At 52.8% G+C, this 14,538-nt stretch carries 20 protein-coding genes; 1 reads left to right on the top strand and 19 read right to left on the bottom strand.

From position 1 onward, the window contains the following. Nucleotides 1-5: 5 nt before the first annotated feature. The 15 genes from gpG to ACQ0PY_RS14450 form a co-directional block, all read right to left on the bottom strand. Entirely contained in the window at nucleotides 6-419 is a 414-nt protein-coding gene (gene gpG, locus ACQ0PY_RS14380; protein ID WP_043001110.1) for a phage tail assembly chaperone G, read from the bottom strand. Nucleotides 420-453: 34 nt separating this feature from the next. Then, nucleotides 454-1,191, bottom strand: coding sequence for a phage tail protein (locus ACQ0PY_RS14385; RefSeq protein WP_434158616.1), 738 nt, complete (start codon nucleotides 1,189-1,191; stop codon nucleotides 454-456). A 7-nt stretch (nucleotides 1,192-1,198) separates the two neighbouring features. Next, the gene (locus tag ACQ0PY_RS14390; protein ID WP_156594885.1) at nucleotides 1,199-1,597 is read right to left on the bottom strand and encodes a phage minor tail U family protein; all 399 of its coding nucleotides are present in this window, start codon (nucleotides 1,595-1,597) and stop codon (nucleotides 1,199-1,201) included. Next, nucleotides 1,594-2,148 carry a phage tail protein gene (locus tag ACQ0PY_RS14395; RefSeq protein ID WP_434158614.1) on the bottom strand — a complete coding sequence of 185 codons (555 nt, stop codon included), beginning with the start codon at nucleotides 2,146-2,148 and terminating at the stop codon, nucleotides 1,594-1,596. Before ACQ0PY_RS14395 ends, ACQ0PY_RS14390 begins: the two co-directional genes overlap by 4 nt. Nucleotides 2,149-2,157: 9 nt before the next feature. Further along, a complete protein-coding gene (locus ACQ0PY_RS14400; RefSeq protein ID WP_156594887.1) occupies nucleotides 2,158-2,511 on the bottom strand; it encodes a head-tail joining protein in 354 nt (117 codons plus the stop codon). An 11-nt stretch (nucleotides 2,512-2,522) separates the two neighbouring features. After that, on the bottom strand, nucleotides 2,523-2,921 hold the full coding sequence (gpFI, locus tag ACQ0PY_RS14405) for a DNA-packaging protein FI (protein WP_156594888.1): 399 nt from the start codon (nucleotides 2,919-2,921) through the stop codon (nucleotides 2,523-2,525). A gap of 46 nt (nucleotides 2,922-2,967) precedes the next feature. Further along, nucleotides 2,968-3,993 (bottom strand): major capsid protein, encoded by a 1,026-nt coding sequence (locus ACQ0PY_RS14410; protein ID WP_446894150.1) that lies wholly within the window; start codon nucleotides 3,991-3,993, stop codon nucleotides 2,968-2,970. 70 nt (nucleotides 3,994-4,063) lie between these two features. Next, nucleotides 4,064-4,393 carry a head decoration protein gene (locus ACQ0PY_RS14415; RefSeq protein WP_181628325.1) on the bottom strand — a complete coding sequence of 110 codons (330 nt, stop codon included), beginning with the start codon at nucleotides 4,391-4,393 and terminating at the stop codon, nucleotides 4,064-4,066. A gap of 9 nt (nucleotides 4,394-4,402) precedes the next feature. Then, nucleotides 4,403-5,728, bottom strand: a complete 1,326-nt coding sequence (locus ACQ0PY_RS14420) for a S49 family peptidase (RefSeq protein ID WP_434158435.1) — start codon at nucleotides 5,726-5,728, stop codon at nucleotides 4,403-4,405. After that, entirely contained in the window at nucleotides 5,709-7,301 is a 1,593-nt protein-coding gene (locus tag ACQ0PY_RS14425) for a phage portal protein (protein ID WP_044257426.1), read from the bottom strand. The genes ACQ0PY_RS14420 and ACQ0PY_RS14425 overlap by 20 nt, the downstream gene beginning before the upstream one ends. Further along, nucleotides 7,298-7,504 (bottom strand): phage head-tail joining protein, encoded by a 207-nt coding sequence (locus ACQ0PY_RS14430; protein ID WP_043001120.1) that lies wholly within the window; start codon nucleotides 7,502-7,504, stop codon nucleotides 7,298-7,300. Before ACQ0PY_RS14430 ends, ACQ0PY_RS14425 begins: the two co-directional genes overlap by 4 nt. Beyond that, complete coding sequence (locus ACQ0PY_RS14435) at nucleotides 7,504-9,426, bottom strand: phage terminase large subunit family protein (protein WP_354653846.1); 1,923 nt, start codon at nucleotides 9,424-9,426, stop codon at nucleotides 7,504-7,506. The genes ACQ0PY_RS14430 and ACQ0PY_RS14435 overlap by 1 nt, the downstream gene beginning before the upstream one ends. Continuing rightward, nucleotides 9,401-9,946 (bottom strand): terminase small subunit, encoded by a 546-nt coding sequence (locus ACQ0PY_RS14440; RefSeq protein WP_043001122.1) that lies wholly within the window; start codon nucleotides 9,944-9,946, stop codon nucleotides 9,401-9,403. The genes ACQ0PY_RS14435 and ACQ0PY_RS14440 overlap by 26 nt, the downstream gene beginning before the upstream one ends. 308 nt (nucleotides 9,947-10,254) lie before the next feature. Beyond that, entirely contained in the window at nucleotides 10,255-10,866 is a 612-nt protein-coding gene (locus ACQ0PY_RS14445; RefSeq protein WP_044266867.1) for a hypothetical protein, read from the bottom strand. 121 nt (nucleotides 10,867-10,987) lie between these two features. Further along, nucleotides 10,988-11,323 carry an ATP-binding protein gene (locus ACQ0PY_RS14450; RefSeq protein ID WP_044266865.1) on the bottom strand — a complete coding sequence of 112 codons (336 nt, stop codon included), beginning with the start codon at nucleotides 11,321-11,323 and terminating at the stop codon, nucleotides 10,988-10,990. Nucleotides 11,324-11,456: 133 nt separating this feature from the next. On the opposite strand from ACQ0PY_RS14450, the gene ACQ0PY_RS14455 reads away from it, so the two are divergent. Continuing rightward, complete coding sequence (locus ACQ0PY_RS14455; RefSeq protein WP_044266863.1) at nucleotides 11,457-11,843, top strand: hypothetical protein; 387 nt, start codon at nucleotides 11,457-11,459, stop codon at nucleotides 11,841-11,843. Here the strand turns inward: ACQ0PY_RS14455 and ACQ0PY_RS14460 are convergent. The 4 genes from ACQ0PY_RS14460 to ACQ0PY_RS14475 form a co-directional block, all read right to left on the bottom strand. Next, nucleotides 11,835-12,404 (bottom strand): hypothetical protein, encoded by a 570-nt coding sequence (locus ACQ0PY_RS14460; RefSeq protein ID WP_072011082.1) that lies wholly within the window; start codon nucleotides 12,402-12,404, stop codon nucleotides 11,835-11,837. The two genes, ACQ0PY_RS14455 and ACQ0PY_RS14460, sit on opposite strands and share 9 nt — an antisense overlap. Continuing rightward, complete coding sequence (locus ACQ0PY_RS14465; protein ID WP_313900283.1) at nucleotides 12,401-12,889, bottom strand: TIGR02594 family protein; 489 nt, start codon at nucleotides 12,887-12,889, stop codon at nucleotides 12,401-12,403. The genes ACQ0PY_RS14460 and ACQ0PY_RS14465 overlap by 4 nt, the downstream gene beginning before the upstream one ends. Next, a complete protein-coding gene (locus ACQ0PY_RS14470) occupies nucleotides 12,876-13,196 on the bottom strand; it encodes a phage holin, lambda family (RefSeq protein WP_200040039.1) in 321 nt (106 codons plus the stop codon). The genes ACQ0PY_RS14465 and ACQ0PY_RS14470 overlap by 14 nt, the downstream gene beginning before the upstream one ends. Nucleotides 13,197-13,339: 143 nt before the next feature. After that, entirely contained in the window at nucleotides 13,340-14,392 is a 1,053-nt protein-coding gene (locus ACQ0PY_RS14475; protein ID WP_434158433.1) for a DNA-methyltransferase, read from the bottom strand. Nucleotides 14,393-14,538 lie beyond the last annotated feature (146 nt).

Consider the following 14,538-nt stretch of genomic DNA (forward strand, 5'->3'; position numbering starts at 1 on the left):
GAACGTCAGCTCGCTGGCGAGGACTTTTCCGCGGTGACCGGCTCTGCCTGAATGTCGCTTTCAGGTTCAGGAATGTCTTCTGGCGGCGGTAACATACCGGACAGGATTTTTATCCTGTATTCAGCCAGTGCCACCACCTCGAGAGGCCAGGTAGACAGCACCTCATCCTGTATTTTCTTAACCTCTTCGGCGGCACCACCTGGCAGCGTGCCTTTCAGTGCATGGGCGTGCCATAGTGACATCGCCACCACAAATGCGCTGCCGCGCACAGTGGTTTCCATGGCTGTCTGGATATCCCCTTCTTCAACGGCTTCAATTTTTTTCAGGTATTCAAGATGCTCAATACGCTGCAGCGCCGACAGCTCATACAACGTAACGCTCGCACCGTTATGCTTTAGCGGTTCGCTTTTCAGAAACATGGTTTACTCCGGGACGGGGCCGAAGCCCCGGTATTCAGGAAACGGTTACGCGGCAGATCGCCACGAAAAGTCCATCATTGGTCATGACCACAATATCTGCGGTACCTGCCGCCGCCCCCGTAATCGTGACGGTGTCATCACTGGCAGTTGCTGTCGCGACTGACGGATCGGATGAGGAAAGTCGGAAGGTTTTATCTGATGCTCCTGCAGGAGTAATCCCGACGACCACGGTGGTCGTGTCACCAATACCCACCGCTGCAGTCTCTTTATCCAGCGTGACGCCGGTTACCGGAACAACCGGCGCGCCGCTTTCTTCTGCCAGTCCAGGTTTGCCGGTGTTGGTGACTTTTGCTGTGCGGGTGATGACTTCTTTGGCAGGGATCCCCTTGCCGAGACTGCTGCACCAGCCGCGGAACACATCAACGGCACCGTTCGGGTATTTGATTTTGTAAGCGCGAACCGAGCCATCATTAAACCAGGTTACCAGGTCTTTCTGACCGGCTTCACCCGGCTTCCAGGCAAGCGTAAAGGACGTATCCCCGGCTGATTTTTCCCCCTGAGCCGTTGCACTCCAGTCTGCATCTTCATCGTCGAGATAGGTATCATCATACGATTCAGCCGTCATTTCTCCCGGCGTCAGATCCTTGATTTTCGCCAGGCGGCTCCAGTCGATATCCGAAAGCGGGTTGGCGAACGGATTCCCCGTGCCGGTATAAATCCACAGCGTGGTGCCTGCACCTTTTACAGGCTCAAGCGGGTTTGGTGTTGGCATAGCATCCTCACATTTCGTAAGTAATGGAATATTTAAGGTCGGCGGAACTCCACAGCGCCAGATCCTCATCGCGCTGGTAGTCATACCCCTGGACATTCATGAGCGTAACGATCCCCTCCAGCGCCGGAATATCTGCCAGAGCCGGGTAAACACGGGACTCCACCCACTCATCCAGTTCGGAATCAGGGACCTGGGCAGGCAGAAAAACTTCGATATGCAGGGTGGCCTGCCATTCATTTGCATCAAGGACAGCATCTGTTGGTTCTGCGTCCGTCAGAAAAACAGCCACTGCCGGAAATTCATTTTCTTCAAATGCCACCGGCCGGCCGTCAAAATAAATCGCGTCATGACCGATAGTCCCTTCAAGGGCATCGATAATCGCCTGTCGGATATCACTGTGTTTCATCGTTTCAGAATCAGCCTGAGTTGGTTTTTAAGGGATGCCCGTAGCTCTTTGGGCATATCGGTTTCCATCAGTTTTGGCAGTTCATCCTTAAACGTCGTTGTCAGTGGCACCGCCAGCGGGATGCTGACGACCTCAATCGGGTAGCGGGGTTTTGCCGTTCGCCGCATAACATGCCAGCGACCGTTTTTCAGTTGCTGAATAAATGCGCCCGGAAAACGAAACGGACCAATGCGCAACACACTGTTTGCCCCTCGCCTGTCACGTTTACGGCGGGAAAGTCTGACACTGGCTGTACCGAGTTTGATCGCCGGCAGGTTACCCCGGTTTACACGGATAAGCGCCCGTGGCTTCTTCACCGTGGCACGCCTTATCCTGGCGCGCTGTTTAACCAGTTTTCGTGGCACCCGGGTGTCTTTCGATACGACGGAGACGCTTTTATTGACTGCGCGTGTCGCAACACGGTTAACCGCCTGCGCAGAAGCACGCGGCACAGCGGTAGTACTGATACTGTTCAGGTTTGCGATTGCCTGTTCCAGCCCTTTAATGGACATGCCTCCCCCTTAACGCCGTCGGTTTGATCCCGGTGGCGAACCTTTACCAAGGAAAACATGACAGCTTCCGCAATCATCCGGCCCGATACGATCAACCCAGTAAGACGAACCGTTGATCACCAGGGTATCGGGGCGCCGCAACCCGCTGACAGAAGATGTCTCCACGAACAGTGACGGGCTTGTACCTTCCACCCGGACACCACTGCCCGCATACGCGACACTCTCGGGATCATCAAAAACACCACACACCGTTTGCCCCGCCATTTCACCGGAAGTCACTGAGGCTTCCACCCCCATAGCGCAACGAATAACATCATCAGCACAGGACAGAGCAGCATCGAAAATGTTGTCGAAATCAGCCACGTCGCCCCCGGTTATTTTTCGCTGGCAAGCCCACCAGCAATCAATGCTTCGGCTTCATGCGGCAGAACACGGATCGACATCCCTGTCACGGCGATGGCGACAGGCGTATTTTCTGTTTCATGCAGCGCATTGATGTGCAGGGTGGCACGCGTAATAACCGTCACCAGCCCGGCATCCGTTACCGCGGGTTTCTCCTGCACCTGATCATCATCAGGATTGTCCGTGGCGTTTTCCTGCGCGTTAATCTCGTTATCACCGGACTGTTCGTCATCGTTACCGTCGTCAAGCTCTTCCTCAAGCTCTGCAACCCGCATCGTCAGTTCTTCGATAGTGCCGGTAACGTTCACATCACGCCCAAGTTGTGCGCCAAGCGCTTTCAGGCGCTCAACCAGTTTTTCTTTTGCTGTCATGCATAGTGCTCCAGAGAAATGGCCCCGGAGGGCCATACGAGAGTAATTACGCGAGTTTTACCGACACAAATTCATCAGGATCGGCCAGCAGCATCAATGGCGCAGACTGGACCATCGTAAACTCACGCGCCGGATCGCCGGTCTGGATCCAGTTTTTCGGATAACGCGTGGAGGAGTTGATACCGGCATTCAGTGCATCAACGTCCTGAATTGCGCCATAGGTACGCAGACCGCGTGCCAGAGTGTTGCCCAGCACCATAGAAAGATCCGGCAGGTAGTTCTTTTTTGCGTCGCCTTCAATGTACTGCCCGGCGTAAACCACAATCGCGACATCGCCGTACATGCCCTTGTAAGACACCGCCTTGCCCAGGTCCTTGAGCGCGGTTTCCAGCTCGGAGTTTGAGCCACGACGGGTATCCAGTTTCTCTCTTACTGCCTTGAAAGAACGGAACAGTGCCCAGCCTTTCGGGTCAAAAACAATAATATTGACCACGCCGCTGGCATTAAGCGCATACGCTTCGATGTCCTCCGTCGGGTCATATGTTTCTTTGTCTTTGCCGGACCATGCAGCCCCGCCAGCCTGGATGATGTTGTTGACGGCACTGCGCCCCATATCCACCTCAACCGGGTCAAACTTATCCCCTGTCATGGTGTATTTACCGTAGAGCACAGCCGAAACCGCCTGCATCTCTTCAATCTGTGCAATCGCCAGCTCTTCATCTTTCATGTTCTGGAGGATGATGCGGCGACGGCGGTATGCCGGATCGGCGAGATTCTGCGGATCTTCGTCAGGCAGGCGACGAAGCGTCATTTGCGGGTTTACTTCGTGCTTCGGTTTCACATAACCCGGCGTGAATTCGGAAGTGTTACCGCCGCGTGAGCGGATCACATTGCCGGAGACAATCGGCGACACATACAGCGCCATATTCACCAGGCCGGGGATCTGAGAAAGGTAAACTTTTTCGGTGGAAAACGGATAGCTTTCACGAAAGAAGATACGCAGAAACAGCGGATCGAATTTGAATTTTTTCTCGGTAACCGCCAGCAACTGGGCAGTGGTATACATAGACATAGTTTTTTCCCGTAGAAAAAAGGCCGCTCATGCGGCCTTTATGGATGGAGATAACTGGCTGGTTAAGGGGTCACACAATACTGATGGAGGTACCGGCGAAGGCGTTGCGTCTGACGTTATCGGTTGCCGCAGCAGCAGGCCACAACACATCTTCAATCCGGAAAGAGCCCGTTTTAAAGAACGTCAGTTGATCACTGTTCTGATCGGCGTCAATCGCGAGAATGCCTGTCGCTGTGCCAGCGGCAGCACCGTCCCAGACAACCAGCTTTCCGGCAGCGGGATCAAGCATCAGCGGCGTCATCGCCGAAACACTGTCCGTTAAGGCACCGGGTGCGGATGCGGTATGTGCCGGGTCACTGTTACCCAGCGGCTGATAATGCTTAAATTCTTCGTTTGGCATTGGAACCTCTTATACAGGTGTGTTCATCAGGTCATCGGTATCAGATGCCTGGCTGGCGGCACTGACAGCACCAGGCGCGGTGTCCATCAGGCGATCAAGTGCGGTATCCGTTCTGACCTGCGCGCTCGCTGGCGCTGCGGCGAGGATCAGTTGCGCATTTTCAACCGTCATACCCGGTGTTGCCGCGAGCACCCGCGCCTGCGATTCGCGGCCCTTCGCCTCTTCACAGTTCAGGATCCCCATGATTCGGCTGTTTTCGGCATTTACCGCCGCTGAAACCTGCGCGCTGATATCGGCTGATGCAGTATTTACCGTCGCGGCAGGCGTCGCAGCGTCGACAGTGACTCCGACTGACGCGTCCGCTACAGGCTGAGTTGTTTCAGCGGATGCAGTGGTAGTTTTCATATTTCCTCCGAGGGTTATTTTCTTTCGTTTATCAAGTGCATCGCGCATCACACTGAGCGCGTCGGTGTTATTGACGAGTTCGTCTGCGATTCCGTTCTCAATGGATTCCTGTCCGGTGAAAACCGCCGCTTCGGTATCCAGTACCGCCTGAACCGTCAGGCCGGTGTACCCGGCCACCTTCTCAGCAAACATCTGTCGGGTGGCATCAATACGTGCCTGAAAATCAGCACGCACATCCTTCGGCAACTTTTCGTAAGGGTTTCCGTCGACCTTGTGATCGCCGCTGTAGATGAGCGTGACTTCGACGCCGCTGGTCTTGAGTGCAGCACCGTAGTTGCTGTGCGCCATCATGACGCCGATCGAACCGGTTCTGGCGGTCTGGGTAACAAGACGACGAGATGCCGCGCTGGCGATAAGCTGCCCGGCGCTACAGTTCATGTCGTTCGCCAGCGCCCAGACCGGTTTGATATCCCGCAGACGGGCAATAATGTCAGCGCAGTCAAAAGCACCGGATACCATGCCGCCAGGTGTATCCATATCCAGAAGAATGCCGTCCACGCCGGGATCACTGACAGCCTGTTGCAAGCGGGCAATAATGCCGTTGTAACCCGTCATACCTGAATACGGTTGCAGCGAACGGGTTTTACTCACCAGCGTGCCGGAAACCGGCAAAACCGCGATACCGTCGATCACCTGGTAACTGCGTGACGGGCGCGGCCCCATCTCTTCATCGTCACCAAACAGCGCAAGGGGTTCAGCAATCTGTTCACCGCTGAGAGTGACGCCTGAAACGGTATCTGTCAGACGGGTAATACCCAACTGGCCCGCCAGCGCGCAAAAGAAAACCCGCGCATAGGCGGGTTCTAGTAGCAGTGGCTCATTAAAAGCCAGGCTGGCAATATGCGGGAGATTACGCAGCTCGGGCGTCATCTTTCTCCTCCTTAGTGGAATTCTCTAACCCGGACTGGAAGGCAGCAGCAGCCCATGAAGGCGGTTTGAGCCCGGCGGCGCGGCGCTCCATCGTTTCGCGAACCTGCTGCGCGAAAATTTCCTGATAATCTTCACCGCGTTTGGCGCACTCTTTTTCATAAGTACTGAGGCCCGCTTCGATCAGCATGACCGCTTCCTGAACCTCTTTCAGTCCGTCAATAGCCATACGCCCGGAACCAATCCAGTCGCAGTTTCCCCAGGCGCTTCGCGCTTCCTGAAAGCTGAACCTCGCCCGGGAAGGCAATGTCACAACCCGACGGATAATTGCCTCCTCCAGCCAGCAGAGAAACATCATGCACGCCTGACGGGACGCCACGAATTTCCGGCGCCCCATAAAAAACGCCCATGATTCATTGGCGCTGGCGCGGGCGGTGGAGTAACTCATCTGGGAGTAATTCCGGGACAGTTGTTCAAACGAAACACCAAGCCCGGCAGAGATATACCTCAACAGCGACTGTTCGAAGACCGAATAGCCGTTATCCGCGTTCGGTGGCGACTGGAGATTCAGGGAATCACCCGGCATAAGGTGCGGTACTTTAGCCCCACCCAGGCGAACCGGCGCCGCAGAGTAGTACGACGCCATTTCCGCCAGCCAGCCCGTGAATTTGTTCTGCTGCTCTTTATTATCAGCGCCGAGAATAAAATCCATCGCGGTCTGGGTATCGAGTTCGCTCTCGATAGTGGCGGCATACATTGCCTTCACGATAGCGCTCTGCAACTGTGTGTTCTGCAACGTATCGAGCATCTTCATTTGCTCCATGACGCTGTAAAACTGGTTGGCGCCTCGGGTCTGACCGTCCTCAAGCGGTTCAAAAATGTGTATAAATGAAGTGCGCCCACCAGCCAGTTCACGCGGGATATACGTCCATTTCTGCGGCATCCAGCCAGGATAACCATCATCGCTGACGTAATACCCCACCGCTGCCCCGGTGTTGTTCACCGCCACACCGGCGCGACAGTTTCGCGTGTCGCCCGTGTTATTCGGGTTACTGATACGCTTCGGACTGACCATTTTGAACTGTGTACGGAAAAGGCGTCCGGGGCTGCTGTCCCACGCGGGCTGCACACACAATTCACCATTAAAGGAGTGCATTGCCACGCCTTCACGGATCATCATCGTGAAAGTGCGTTTGCGCTCCGCATCGATAAAGCAGTTGTCGTCTTCGGCAAACTCTTTCCATGCGGCTTCCACCTCGCGGGAGAAAGCCCGGGCATCCTCTTCAGAAATGCCAAGAAAACGCCAGCTCGGACGGTGGCTCAGGCGAAAGAATGAGCCGACGATATGATCCTGGTGCAGCTGTATCGCATTTGCGGCATAGCCGTTATTCCTGACCAGATCATCTGCGCGGGCGTTACCGCGCGCAAAATTGGGCAGTAACGCCGCATCAGGGCTTTCGCTCTGCGGTTGCCACCCCCTGAGTTGCCCACCAAAACCATGACCACCGCCGTGATAACCGGCGTATTCCCGTAACGACGTCCTGCCGTCCGGCCCCAAAAGTGCAGGTGTTTTCATACGTAAAATCCTGCCGGCCCCCGGCGACGTTGAGTGATACCGACCTGAACCTCCAGATCAGCAATGTATTTTTTAAGGTCGCTCACCGAAGTCACCGTAAACTCCACCCGGCGACCGTCCTTTTGTACCGTCGCCACCCGCTTTCCCGTCATCAGGTCATGCAGTGCGGCGCGGGCGCTGTCGAGATCGGATTGTGACGCCATTACTCATCTCCAGATAATGCCCTGGCGTAATCTGCCACGGTCTTTTTCGGTTTACGCGCCCCTTCTTCCTCCAGCAGGCTTGCCAGAAGAGAATCAAGGTTCAACTGCCAGCGGGAAATACTGATCCGCAGTGCCGCCAGCGCATACACAAAGCAGTCGAGTGCCTCATTGCGTCGTTTTTTGCTGTCCCAGACTATTTTCTTCCGCCCGTCCACCCATTTCTCAACCTGTTCCTCGGCGGTCAGTTGCTGTGCCTCAGTCAGATCGTAAATATCTGGATTGTTGGGGAAGTGAACGGCCCCCGGCAACGGTTCATCACCTTCGGCTACCAGGGTGAAACGGTTGTAAATCTGCTCTTTTGCGGTATCAGTACCGACTTCAGTCAGATAGACACCGTTCTTGTTGCGCTTGCGCGGCATATTCGCGACGGGCTTACCGTAAACGGATGCCCCTTTTATCGGGATCACGCGGAACAGACCATGCTTTTTCGAGCGGTTGTAGACAATGGTGGGATCAATACCGCCAATATCCCAGCAGATACGGGATATCGACATTTCAACGCCATTCTGTCGGGGATATGTTTTGTTGAGCGCCTCATCAACCCTGAGAAGCGTCGCCTCATCATCATGACGGCCCATTATGATCTGCCGGTCAATGAGCCAACTTTCTTCGCCAGGTCCCCATCCCCAGACGCGCATTTCGTATCGGTCAAGCTGGGAGTCGATCCCGGCGGTCAGATAGGCAACCCGATCAGGGACTGAGGCTTCAAAGTGTTCCTTACGCTCAGCCATCACATCCGCGTCAGGCCGTTCACCTATTTTCGGCTCCCACGTTTCACCCAGCGTTGTATTCACGAAGGTTTTGCGCTTTCCGGTATCCCCCTTCGTTTTGATCCAGTCCTTGACGATCTGTACCCAGGTAGTGAACGGGCTGTATGCCGTCCAGATGTGAAACGTCACGCTGTCCGGCGGGTCAATTTCTGCGCCTGTTGACGAAAACCAGGATAAACCGTCCCGCGTCCAGATCCCTGTGGTATCACAGATGTACCTGGCCTCAGTAAAGTCCAGTTCCTGCTGCTTAATCACGCAGGCGTTATGTTCGCAAAGGTAAAAAACACTGGCCGGTTCGCCGGGCGTCCACTTCAGCCCGAATGGCGTTTCTTTATCACCAAACTTGAGATATTGCTCCTCACCGCAGTGCGGGCAGGCAACGTGGAAACGCATGAAGTGTTCTGACTCTTTTGCCGCCCGCTCAATCTGGCATGTTCCTTTCTCTTTGGGCGTGGATCCGCGGATTGATTTGGGCCACACCGATCCCTCAATACGCTTATCACCGAGAAAGGTCGGAGATCCCTCTTTTTCAATATCGTCGTCGAACGCCGCGAGTTCATCGTATCCGGCAATATCCACCGATTTTTCACGGTAGTTTTTTGCCGCCTTTCCGCCCAGGCACCAGAAGCCGCGACCGTTAGAAAAACGCTTCATACTGAGCGTGTTGTCACGGTGCTTTTTGCCGTACCACGGTGCCAGTGAAAGCAGTGAAGGAATATCCCGGATAGTCGGCTCAACATGCGACTTCATGAAGTTTTCGGCGTCGCCGTCGGTAGGAAGCCAGATCAGGGAGTTTCGCTGTTTGTGCTCAATAAAATATGCATAAACCCCGAGCAACATTTTTGAATAGCCAACACGGGCAGATTTAACGACGTTCACCTCGCGGATATAGTCGTTTCCCATCGCATTCATGATCGCGCGCTGAAAAGGCAATGTTTCCCAGCGCCCTTCCTGATAAGCAGATTCTTTCGGGAGATAATAATGGGTGTCTGCCCACTCAACTGCCGTCTGCGGCTCTGGCCTGTACAGAGAATGAAGCCCCGCGCGCGCAGAGTGCTGCAGCCCCTTAACCTGACTGTTCGATATATTCACTCAGCAACCCCGGTATGATTTCATCCAGCGCAGCTGCTTTGTTCATGGCTTTGATGATGTCCTTTTTGAGGAAATCAATATGTCGGTTTTCCAGTTCCGGAAAACGCCGCTGAACCGACAGAGGGATCCCATCGAGAATACTGGCTATTTCACCGGCGATCCGTGACAGCACGAACGTGCAGAATGCGGTCTCCACCACCTCAGCGGTATCTTTGGCATTTTTTAGCTCCTGGGCGTCAGCCTGTGCTCGGGTAAGCCGGTGCCGCTCATATTCAATCGTGCCTGGCTGGAGGTCGGATTCCGAAGCAATGCGAAGATCCTCTACCTCTTTCCGTAATTTCTCATTCTCAATCTCCGCGTCGCGCGCGGAATACCACTCGATAGCTGCGGCTGAGTCATAGAGTACTTCGTTACCTTTTCCACCACCGCGCGCAACCGGCATCCCCTGATCCTGCCAGTTCTGGATCGTGCGCACACTGACACCGAAGATGTCAGAAAGCCGCTTTTTGTTGACCTCCATAGCTCACTCCGTGCGCAAAAACAGAGAACGGAAACGATCTCGGGTTTTTTACCCATTTTTCTGGCTTAACGTTTCCTTTCTTTTGAGGGGGTGTTTTCTTTTAAAACAATAGATTAACGAGAAGAAGAACGGAAACGGCAAAAACCCGAAAATTTTCATAAATAGCGAGAATCTGCGCGGACGCCGCCCCGTAACAGCCCGGATCGCCGGAAAGGACCCGCAAGCGATAATGATTATCATTTTCTATAATGAGGTCACTATCACGAGCATTTAAATGATAATGAAAATCAATTTCACTTTAAGATTTTCTAACGTGATAAAAGACTCCGGATGATTCCACCAGGAGAACACTCCTGCATGATGGCCTTGCGGACGTGGTCTGCCAGTTCATCCATTGCTTTCGTGTCTGCTGCCACTTTCTCTGCGACATCGCCAGCCTTGCGTAAGCGCTCGATTTCTTCGTGGGCAGCCAGAGCATTCCGCAGAAGGTCTTCAACATTTACATGGATATCAATTCCATTGTCGCTAAAGTCTGCCTTTTCTGATTTATTGCGACTGACACCAAAGTTGATGTTGTAGATATTGGTCACCGGCAGAGGTGCTTCGGGAGACGTTGAGTGGATGATGAATGCGTCATTGATGAATACTTTACCGCTGCAATCAATTTTGAACCCTTTGCCAAACTGTGTGTTTACCAGGTGGTTAACGGCAAACTCCTGCCCTTCCGCTGTCAGGAAGGTGAAGTGGTTTTCTCCCTGGTATTCCGTCACTGTGCGCCTGGTTTCAGCAAAGCCCAGACCGCGAAGTTCGGCGGCACCTGACTTGGACGGCAGGTCACCAGATAGCAATGCACCACGGTAAAACAGCGCATAGAGCACGTCTGTAGCAGCGCCAGATAGCGTAATGGTTTTATTACTCATGATACGTTTCCTTTTAGATGTGAGCCTGTCGCACGGTAAAGCCGCCAAGAGGTAACGGTTTACCCAGGCTCACTACTGAAAGACTCTCTTTGATGTGCGCGTGCGATGCGCTTCGGTGTTACTACCAGGAGTGTTCGTATGCGATGTTGGTCAGTTCATCAGACAGTTCACTGATGGTGTAGGCTATAGCCATTTTCTGTTCTCTGTTGAACGATGGCCACAACTGACGCAAAGGATCGCTTAGGTGGTTTTGCCAGTGTTCACCAGCACTAAGCTCCTCCCAACCAGTGGGCAGAAGGTAAAGACCACGTCCATATTTTTCTTCATCTGGTGTTAGAGGTGGTAATGGATTTGCCGCCGCACTGGTGTCGTTACCCCATGCACCAACGACAACACGCCCACCACCAGCAAGGTGAACCGTTACGCCCTTTTCACCAATTTCAACAGCGTTGTTCATCAGTAACCTCCATGAATCATGCGTTATCGCAGGTACTCAGTGAATACCTGCAGTAATTACCACCTTGCCTCTAACGATAAACCTGGTTAGTGTCTTTCCTTATTTCCGTGTTTAAAACCTATTAGGAGGATTTATGCCCATAGATATACCGTCAGGAGATTACTCTCTAAAAGGTGTCCACGCCAAAGCTGTTAATAACAAAGACATAAAACTGATTATGCGCCTTGTTGGCAAATGTTACCGCGATGCCAAATCCAACCAAATAAACCTCGTTCCTCTACGGTCGGGGGATGAAATAAGAATTACTTTGCCGGTTCATAAGTTTAAATATTTATTTAAGAATATACTTAACACTCAAGACCTAACGGACAGCAATACTGAATTTTATTTAAATAATTTTAGCTCTTTGACTTTTGAAGCAAAGATCGATGCTAATAAGGAAATAACTAAGGTCTGGATAACAGAACCTCCATTCGCGCCATCAGAAGAAGAGTCTGAACAACTTCGATCTTTATTGTGATGACCTGGTTTTCTCAATCTCTCGGATACTTGACAATTGATTATTCGCTTTTTCAATAGCGGCCAGCAACGGCTTAATCCAGAGAACGGCTTGGCAATATGTCAGCGTGCCGGTGGAAGCGGCGCTATCACTGGCTGGGTCAGCGTTCCCGGAATCGGTGTGCATTGCCCCGGTACGTAAACGGTTCGCGTAGTCGAGCAGCCCACCAGCGACATCAACAGGAACAGGCAGATCACAGGTCTTTTCACGTCGAAGAATCTCCCGATATTCGATAACAGTCTTTTCGGTACCTGCATCGATCAACGAATTGAGGCGGCTGGCATTCTCAGCCACCTGATTGAAGCGGTTAAAGTTGAAAGCCTGCACCGCGATGACCTGCCCCTGTAGTGCGTTATCATGCTCCAGAACGCGCTTATCGCTTTGCGCTGTGCTCAGGTCAGCCTGGCTGTTTGCCAGCAGAACACCGAGAATAGCGACAGCGGCAACGACAATAACCACCGCGATAATTGCCAGCCACCAGCGCCATGACGTTTTCAGTGATGCCAGTAGAGCTTCAATCATGATTCTTTCACCGAACTGGTGCCATTCATCAGCGGTAACAGGCGGCTATCCCTCGGCTCGTTAACCGGCCAGCGATAACCCGTCACGCGGGAACGTGAGAATGCACGAATATTGATAGTGTCAGACTGGTTACCACCGAGGACCATCAGGTCACCGTTCTGATGCTGCCCGACCACAAATCCGACATGGCCGCCGCCGTCGCGACTGAATACCACCACACAGCCATAGGCTGGCTCGCGAAGTTCGACGCCCCAGTTGAGATAGGATTTTGCAGACTCGAAACGGGTGGATTTGATTCCGACGCGCTCAAGCATAGACCCGACGTAAGCGGCACACCAGGGCGTTTCATCATCTTTAATTCCACCTCGTTTAATATCCTTCCAGAACTGGAGGATTAACGGATTGTGTCGCGGGCCTTTAATTTCCATCTGCCCAATGTATTTACGGCCTTCCACCAGCCAGCGTGGATCGTTACTGGTTTGCATCGTCAACTCCCGCCTTTTTGGCTGCGAATTTCTTAATCAGATTGCCGATCGAATCGGTGCCGATGTATCCAATAAAGACGCTGGCAATGTATGCGAGGTTGCTACTCAATCCGGAGAAGTCGAGCAGGTCACGAATAAACCAGGCGATCATCGCGCACATCAGCGCATCAATTAGCGTCTTCATCTTGGCGCCACCGTTATAGCGACCACGCAGGTACGCCATAATAAAAGCCAGCATTGCACCAATACCCTGCTCCTTAGCGGCAAGTAGCGCAGCGATGAAATCTTGTTTGTATGGCATTTTCATAGGCCTCACCTCCGATAGTTCGGATGGCGCTGTGTGTGATTGAAAGAGATCAGGCTTCCGGGCTCTTTTGTAAAATTGAAAAAAGAAGGTGATTCCCGGAGCCTGAAGATGATGATCACCACAGCGGTATGACGTGATGATCGTTATGTCTTATTCAGTTCGCGGATTTCTTCCACAGTCTGAATAAACCTTTCTGTTTCCAGTTCAACACCGATTGCCCGTCGCCCCAGCGCCATAGCCGCTTTAATGGTTGAGCCAGATCCCATGAAGAAATCAGCCACAACATCACCCGGCCTGCTGCTGGCGTTGATGATCTGCTGCAACATGTCTGCTGGTTTTTCGCATGGGTGTTTGCCGGGGTAGAACTGAACCGGCTTATGCGTCCAGACATCGGTGAAAGGGACAGTGACTGAAACAGAAAAGAATCGCCGGAGAGACTTATACTCTTCCAGCAATTCTGAATACTTCCGGTTCAACGAATGCCACGTGGCCACCAGCTGGTGGTGTGGTGTGTCGAGCTCATTGTTTCGATGCTTCTCGAATGCAACCTGGGTGAACAGGTCCTGTAGTTTCTGGTAATCCGCTTCGCCTGGCAGTTGCCATTGAGATGCGCCGAACCAGTGGGACACCATATTCTTTTTCCCGGTCGCATCGGCGATCTGCTTAGAGGAAACCCCCAGCGATTCACGCGCGTCACGGAAATACGAAATCAGCGGCGTCAGCACATGCTGTTTGAGCTCGTTGCTTTTCTCTGCGTATCCATCACTCTTGGGCTTATATGGGCCCTGATAATGTTCAGCGAAGAGAATGCGCTCAGTCGCCGGGAAATATGACCGCAGGCTTTCTTTGTTGCAGCCGTTCCAGCGACCGGAAGGTTTTGCCCAGATGATGTGATTAAGGACACTGAACCGATCCCGCATCATGATTTCAATATCAGACGCAAGGCGATGCCCACAGAACAGGTAAAGGCTACCGGCGGGTTTCAGAACGCGCCAGAACTCAGCCAGGTATCCATCAAGCCAGCGTAAAAAATCCTCGTCCCCTTTCCACTGGTTGTCCCATCCTTCAGGTTTCACCCTGAAGTAAGGTGGATCCGTAACGATAAGGTCAATGGAGTTATTAGGGAGAGAAACGATGTAATGCAGGGAGTCAACGTTGATTAACTCAACACTGTTTATTTTTACAGTATTTTCCATAGATCAGTAAGCGTAACTCTGATAGGCTCACTATGCTTTTTCGCTAAAGCAGTGGGCTTTGGTTAGCTTGTGACCTGAAAGCATGAGCTGATGGCTGGACGGGTGCTACAACACCCACCAGCCGCCCATTTTCACAATAAGAAAAA

Source organism: Citrobacter sp. LST-B2 (assembly GCF_057983045.1).

Bases quoted from the DNA above. Each gene is read 5' to 3' on its own strand.
- ACQ0PY_RS14445 (WP_044266867.1), bottom strand. From the start codon at position 10,866: ATGAGTAATAAAACCATTACGCTATCTGGCGCTGCTACAGACGTGCTC.
- ACQ0PY_RS14460 (WP_072011082.1), bottom strand. From the start codon at position 12,404: ATGATTGAAGCTCTACTGGCATCACTGAAAACGTCATGGCGCTGGTGG.
- ACQ0PY_RS14440 (WP_043001122.1), bottom strand. From the start codon at position 9,946: ATGGAGGTCAACAAAAAGCGGCTTTCTGACATCTTCGGTGTCAGTGTG.
- gpFI (WP_156594888.1), bottom strand. From the start codon at position 2,921: ATGACAGCAAAAGAAAAACTGGTTGAGCGCCTGAAAGCGCTTGGCGCA.
- ACQ0PY_RS14425 (WP_044257426.1), bottom strand. From the start codon at position 7,301: ATGAAAACACCTGCACTTTTGGGGCCGGACGGCAGGACGTCGTTACGG.
- ACQ0PY_RS14385 (WP_434158616.1), bottom strand. From the start codon at position 1,191: ATGCCAACACCAAACCCGCTTGAGCCTGTAAAAGGTGCAGGCACCACG.
- ACQ0PY_RS14395 (WP_434158614.1), bottom strand. From the start codon at position 2,148: ATGTCCATTAAAGGGCTGGAACAGGCAATCGCAAACCTGAACAGTATC.
- ACQ0PY_RS14470 (WP_200040039.1), bottom strand. From the start codon at position 13,196: ATGAAAATGCCATACAAACAAGATTTCATCGCTGCGCTACTTGCCGCT.
- ACQ0PY_RS14420 (WP_434158435.1), bottom strand. From the start codon at position 5,728: ATGACGCCCGAGCTGCGTAATCTCCCGCATATTGCCAGCCTGGCTTTT.
- ACQ0PY_RS14410 (WP_446894150.1), bottom strand. From the start codon at position 3,993: ATGTCTATGTATACCACTGCCCAGTTGCTGGCGGTTACCGAGAAAAAA.
- ACQ0PY_RS14455 (WP_044266863.1), top strand. From the start codon at position 11,457: ATGCCCATAGATATACCGTCAGGAGATTACTCTCTAAAAGGTGTCCAC.
- ACQ0PY_RS14415 (WP_181628325.1), bottom strand. From the start codon at position 4,393: ATGCCAAACGAAGAATTTAAGCATTATCAGCCGCTGGGTAACAGTGAC.
- ACQ0PY_RS14450 (WP_044266865.1), bottom strand. From the start codon at position 11,323: ATGAACAACGCTGTTGAAATTGGTGAAAAGGGCGTAACGGTTCACCTT.
- ACQ0PY_RS14475 (WP_434158433.1), bottom strand. From the start codon at position 14,392: ATGGAAAATACTGTAAAAATAAACAGTGTTGAGTTAATCAACGTTGAC.
- gpG (WP_043001110.1), bottom strand. From the start codon at position 419: ATGTTTCTGAAAAGCGAACCGCTAAAGCATAACGGTGCGAGCGTTACG.
- ACQ0PY_RS14390 (WP_156594885.1), bottom strand. From the start codon at position 1,597: ATGAAACACAGTGATATCCGACAGGCGATTATCGATGCCCTTGAAGGG.
- ACQ0PY_RS14465 (WP_313900283.1), bottom strand. From the start codon at position 12,889: ATGCAAACCAGTAACGATCCACGCTGGCTGGTGGAAGGCCGTAAATAC.
- ACQ0PY_RS14430 (WP_043001120.1), bottom strand. From the start codon at position 7,504: ATGGCGTCACAATCCGATCTCGACAGCGCCCGCGCCGCACTGCATGAC.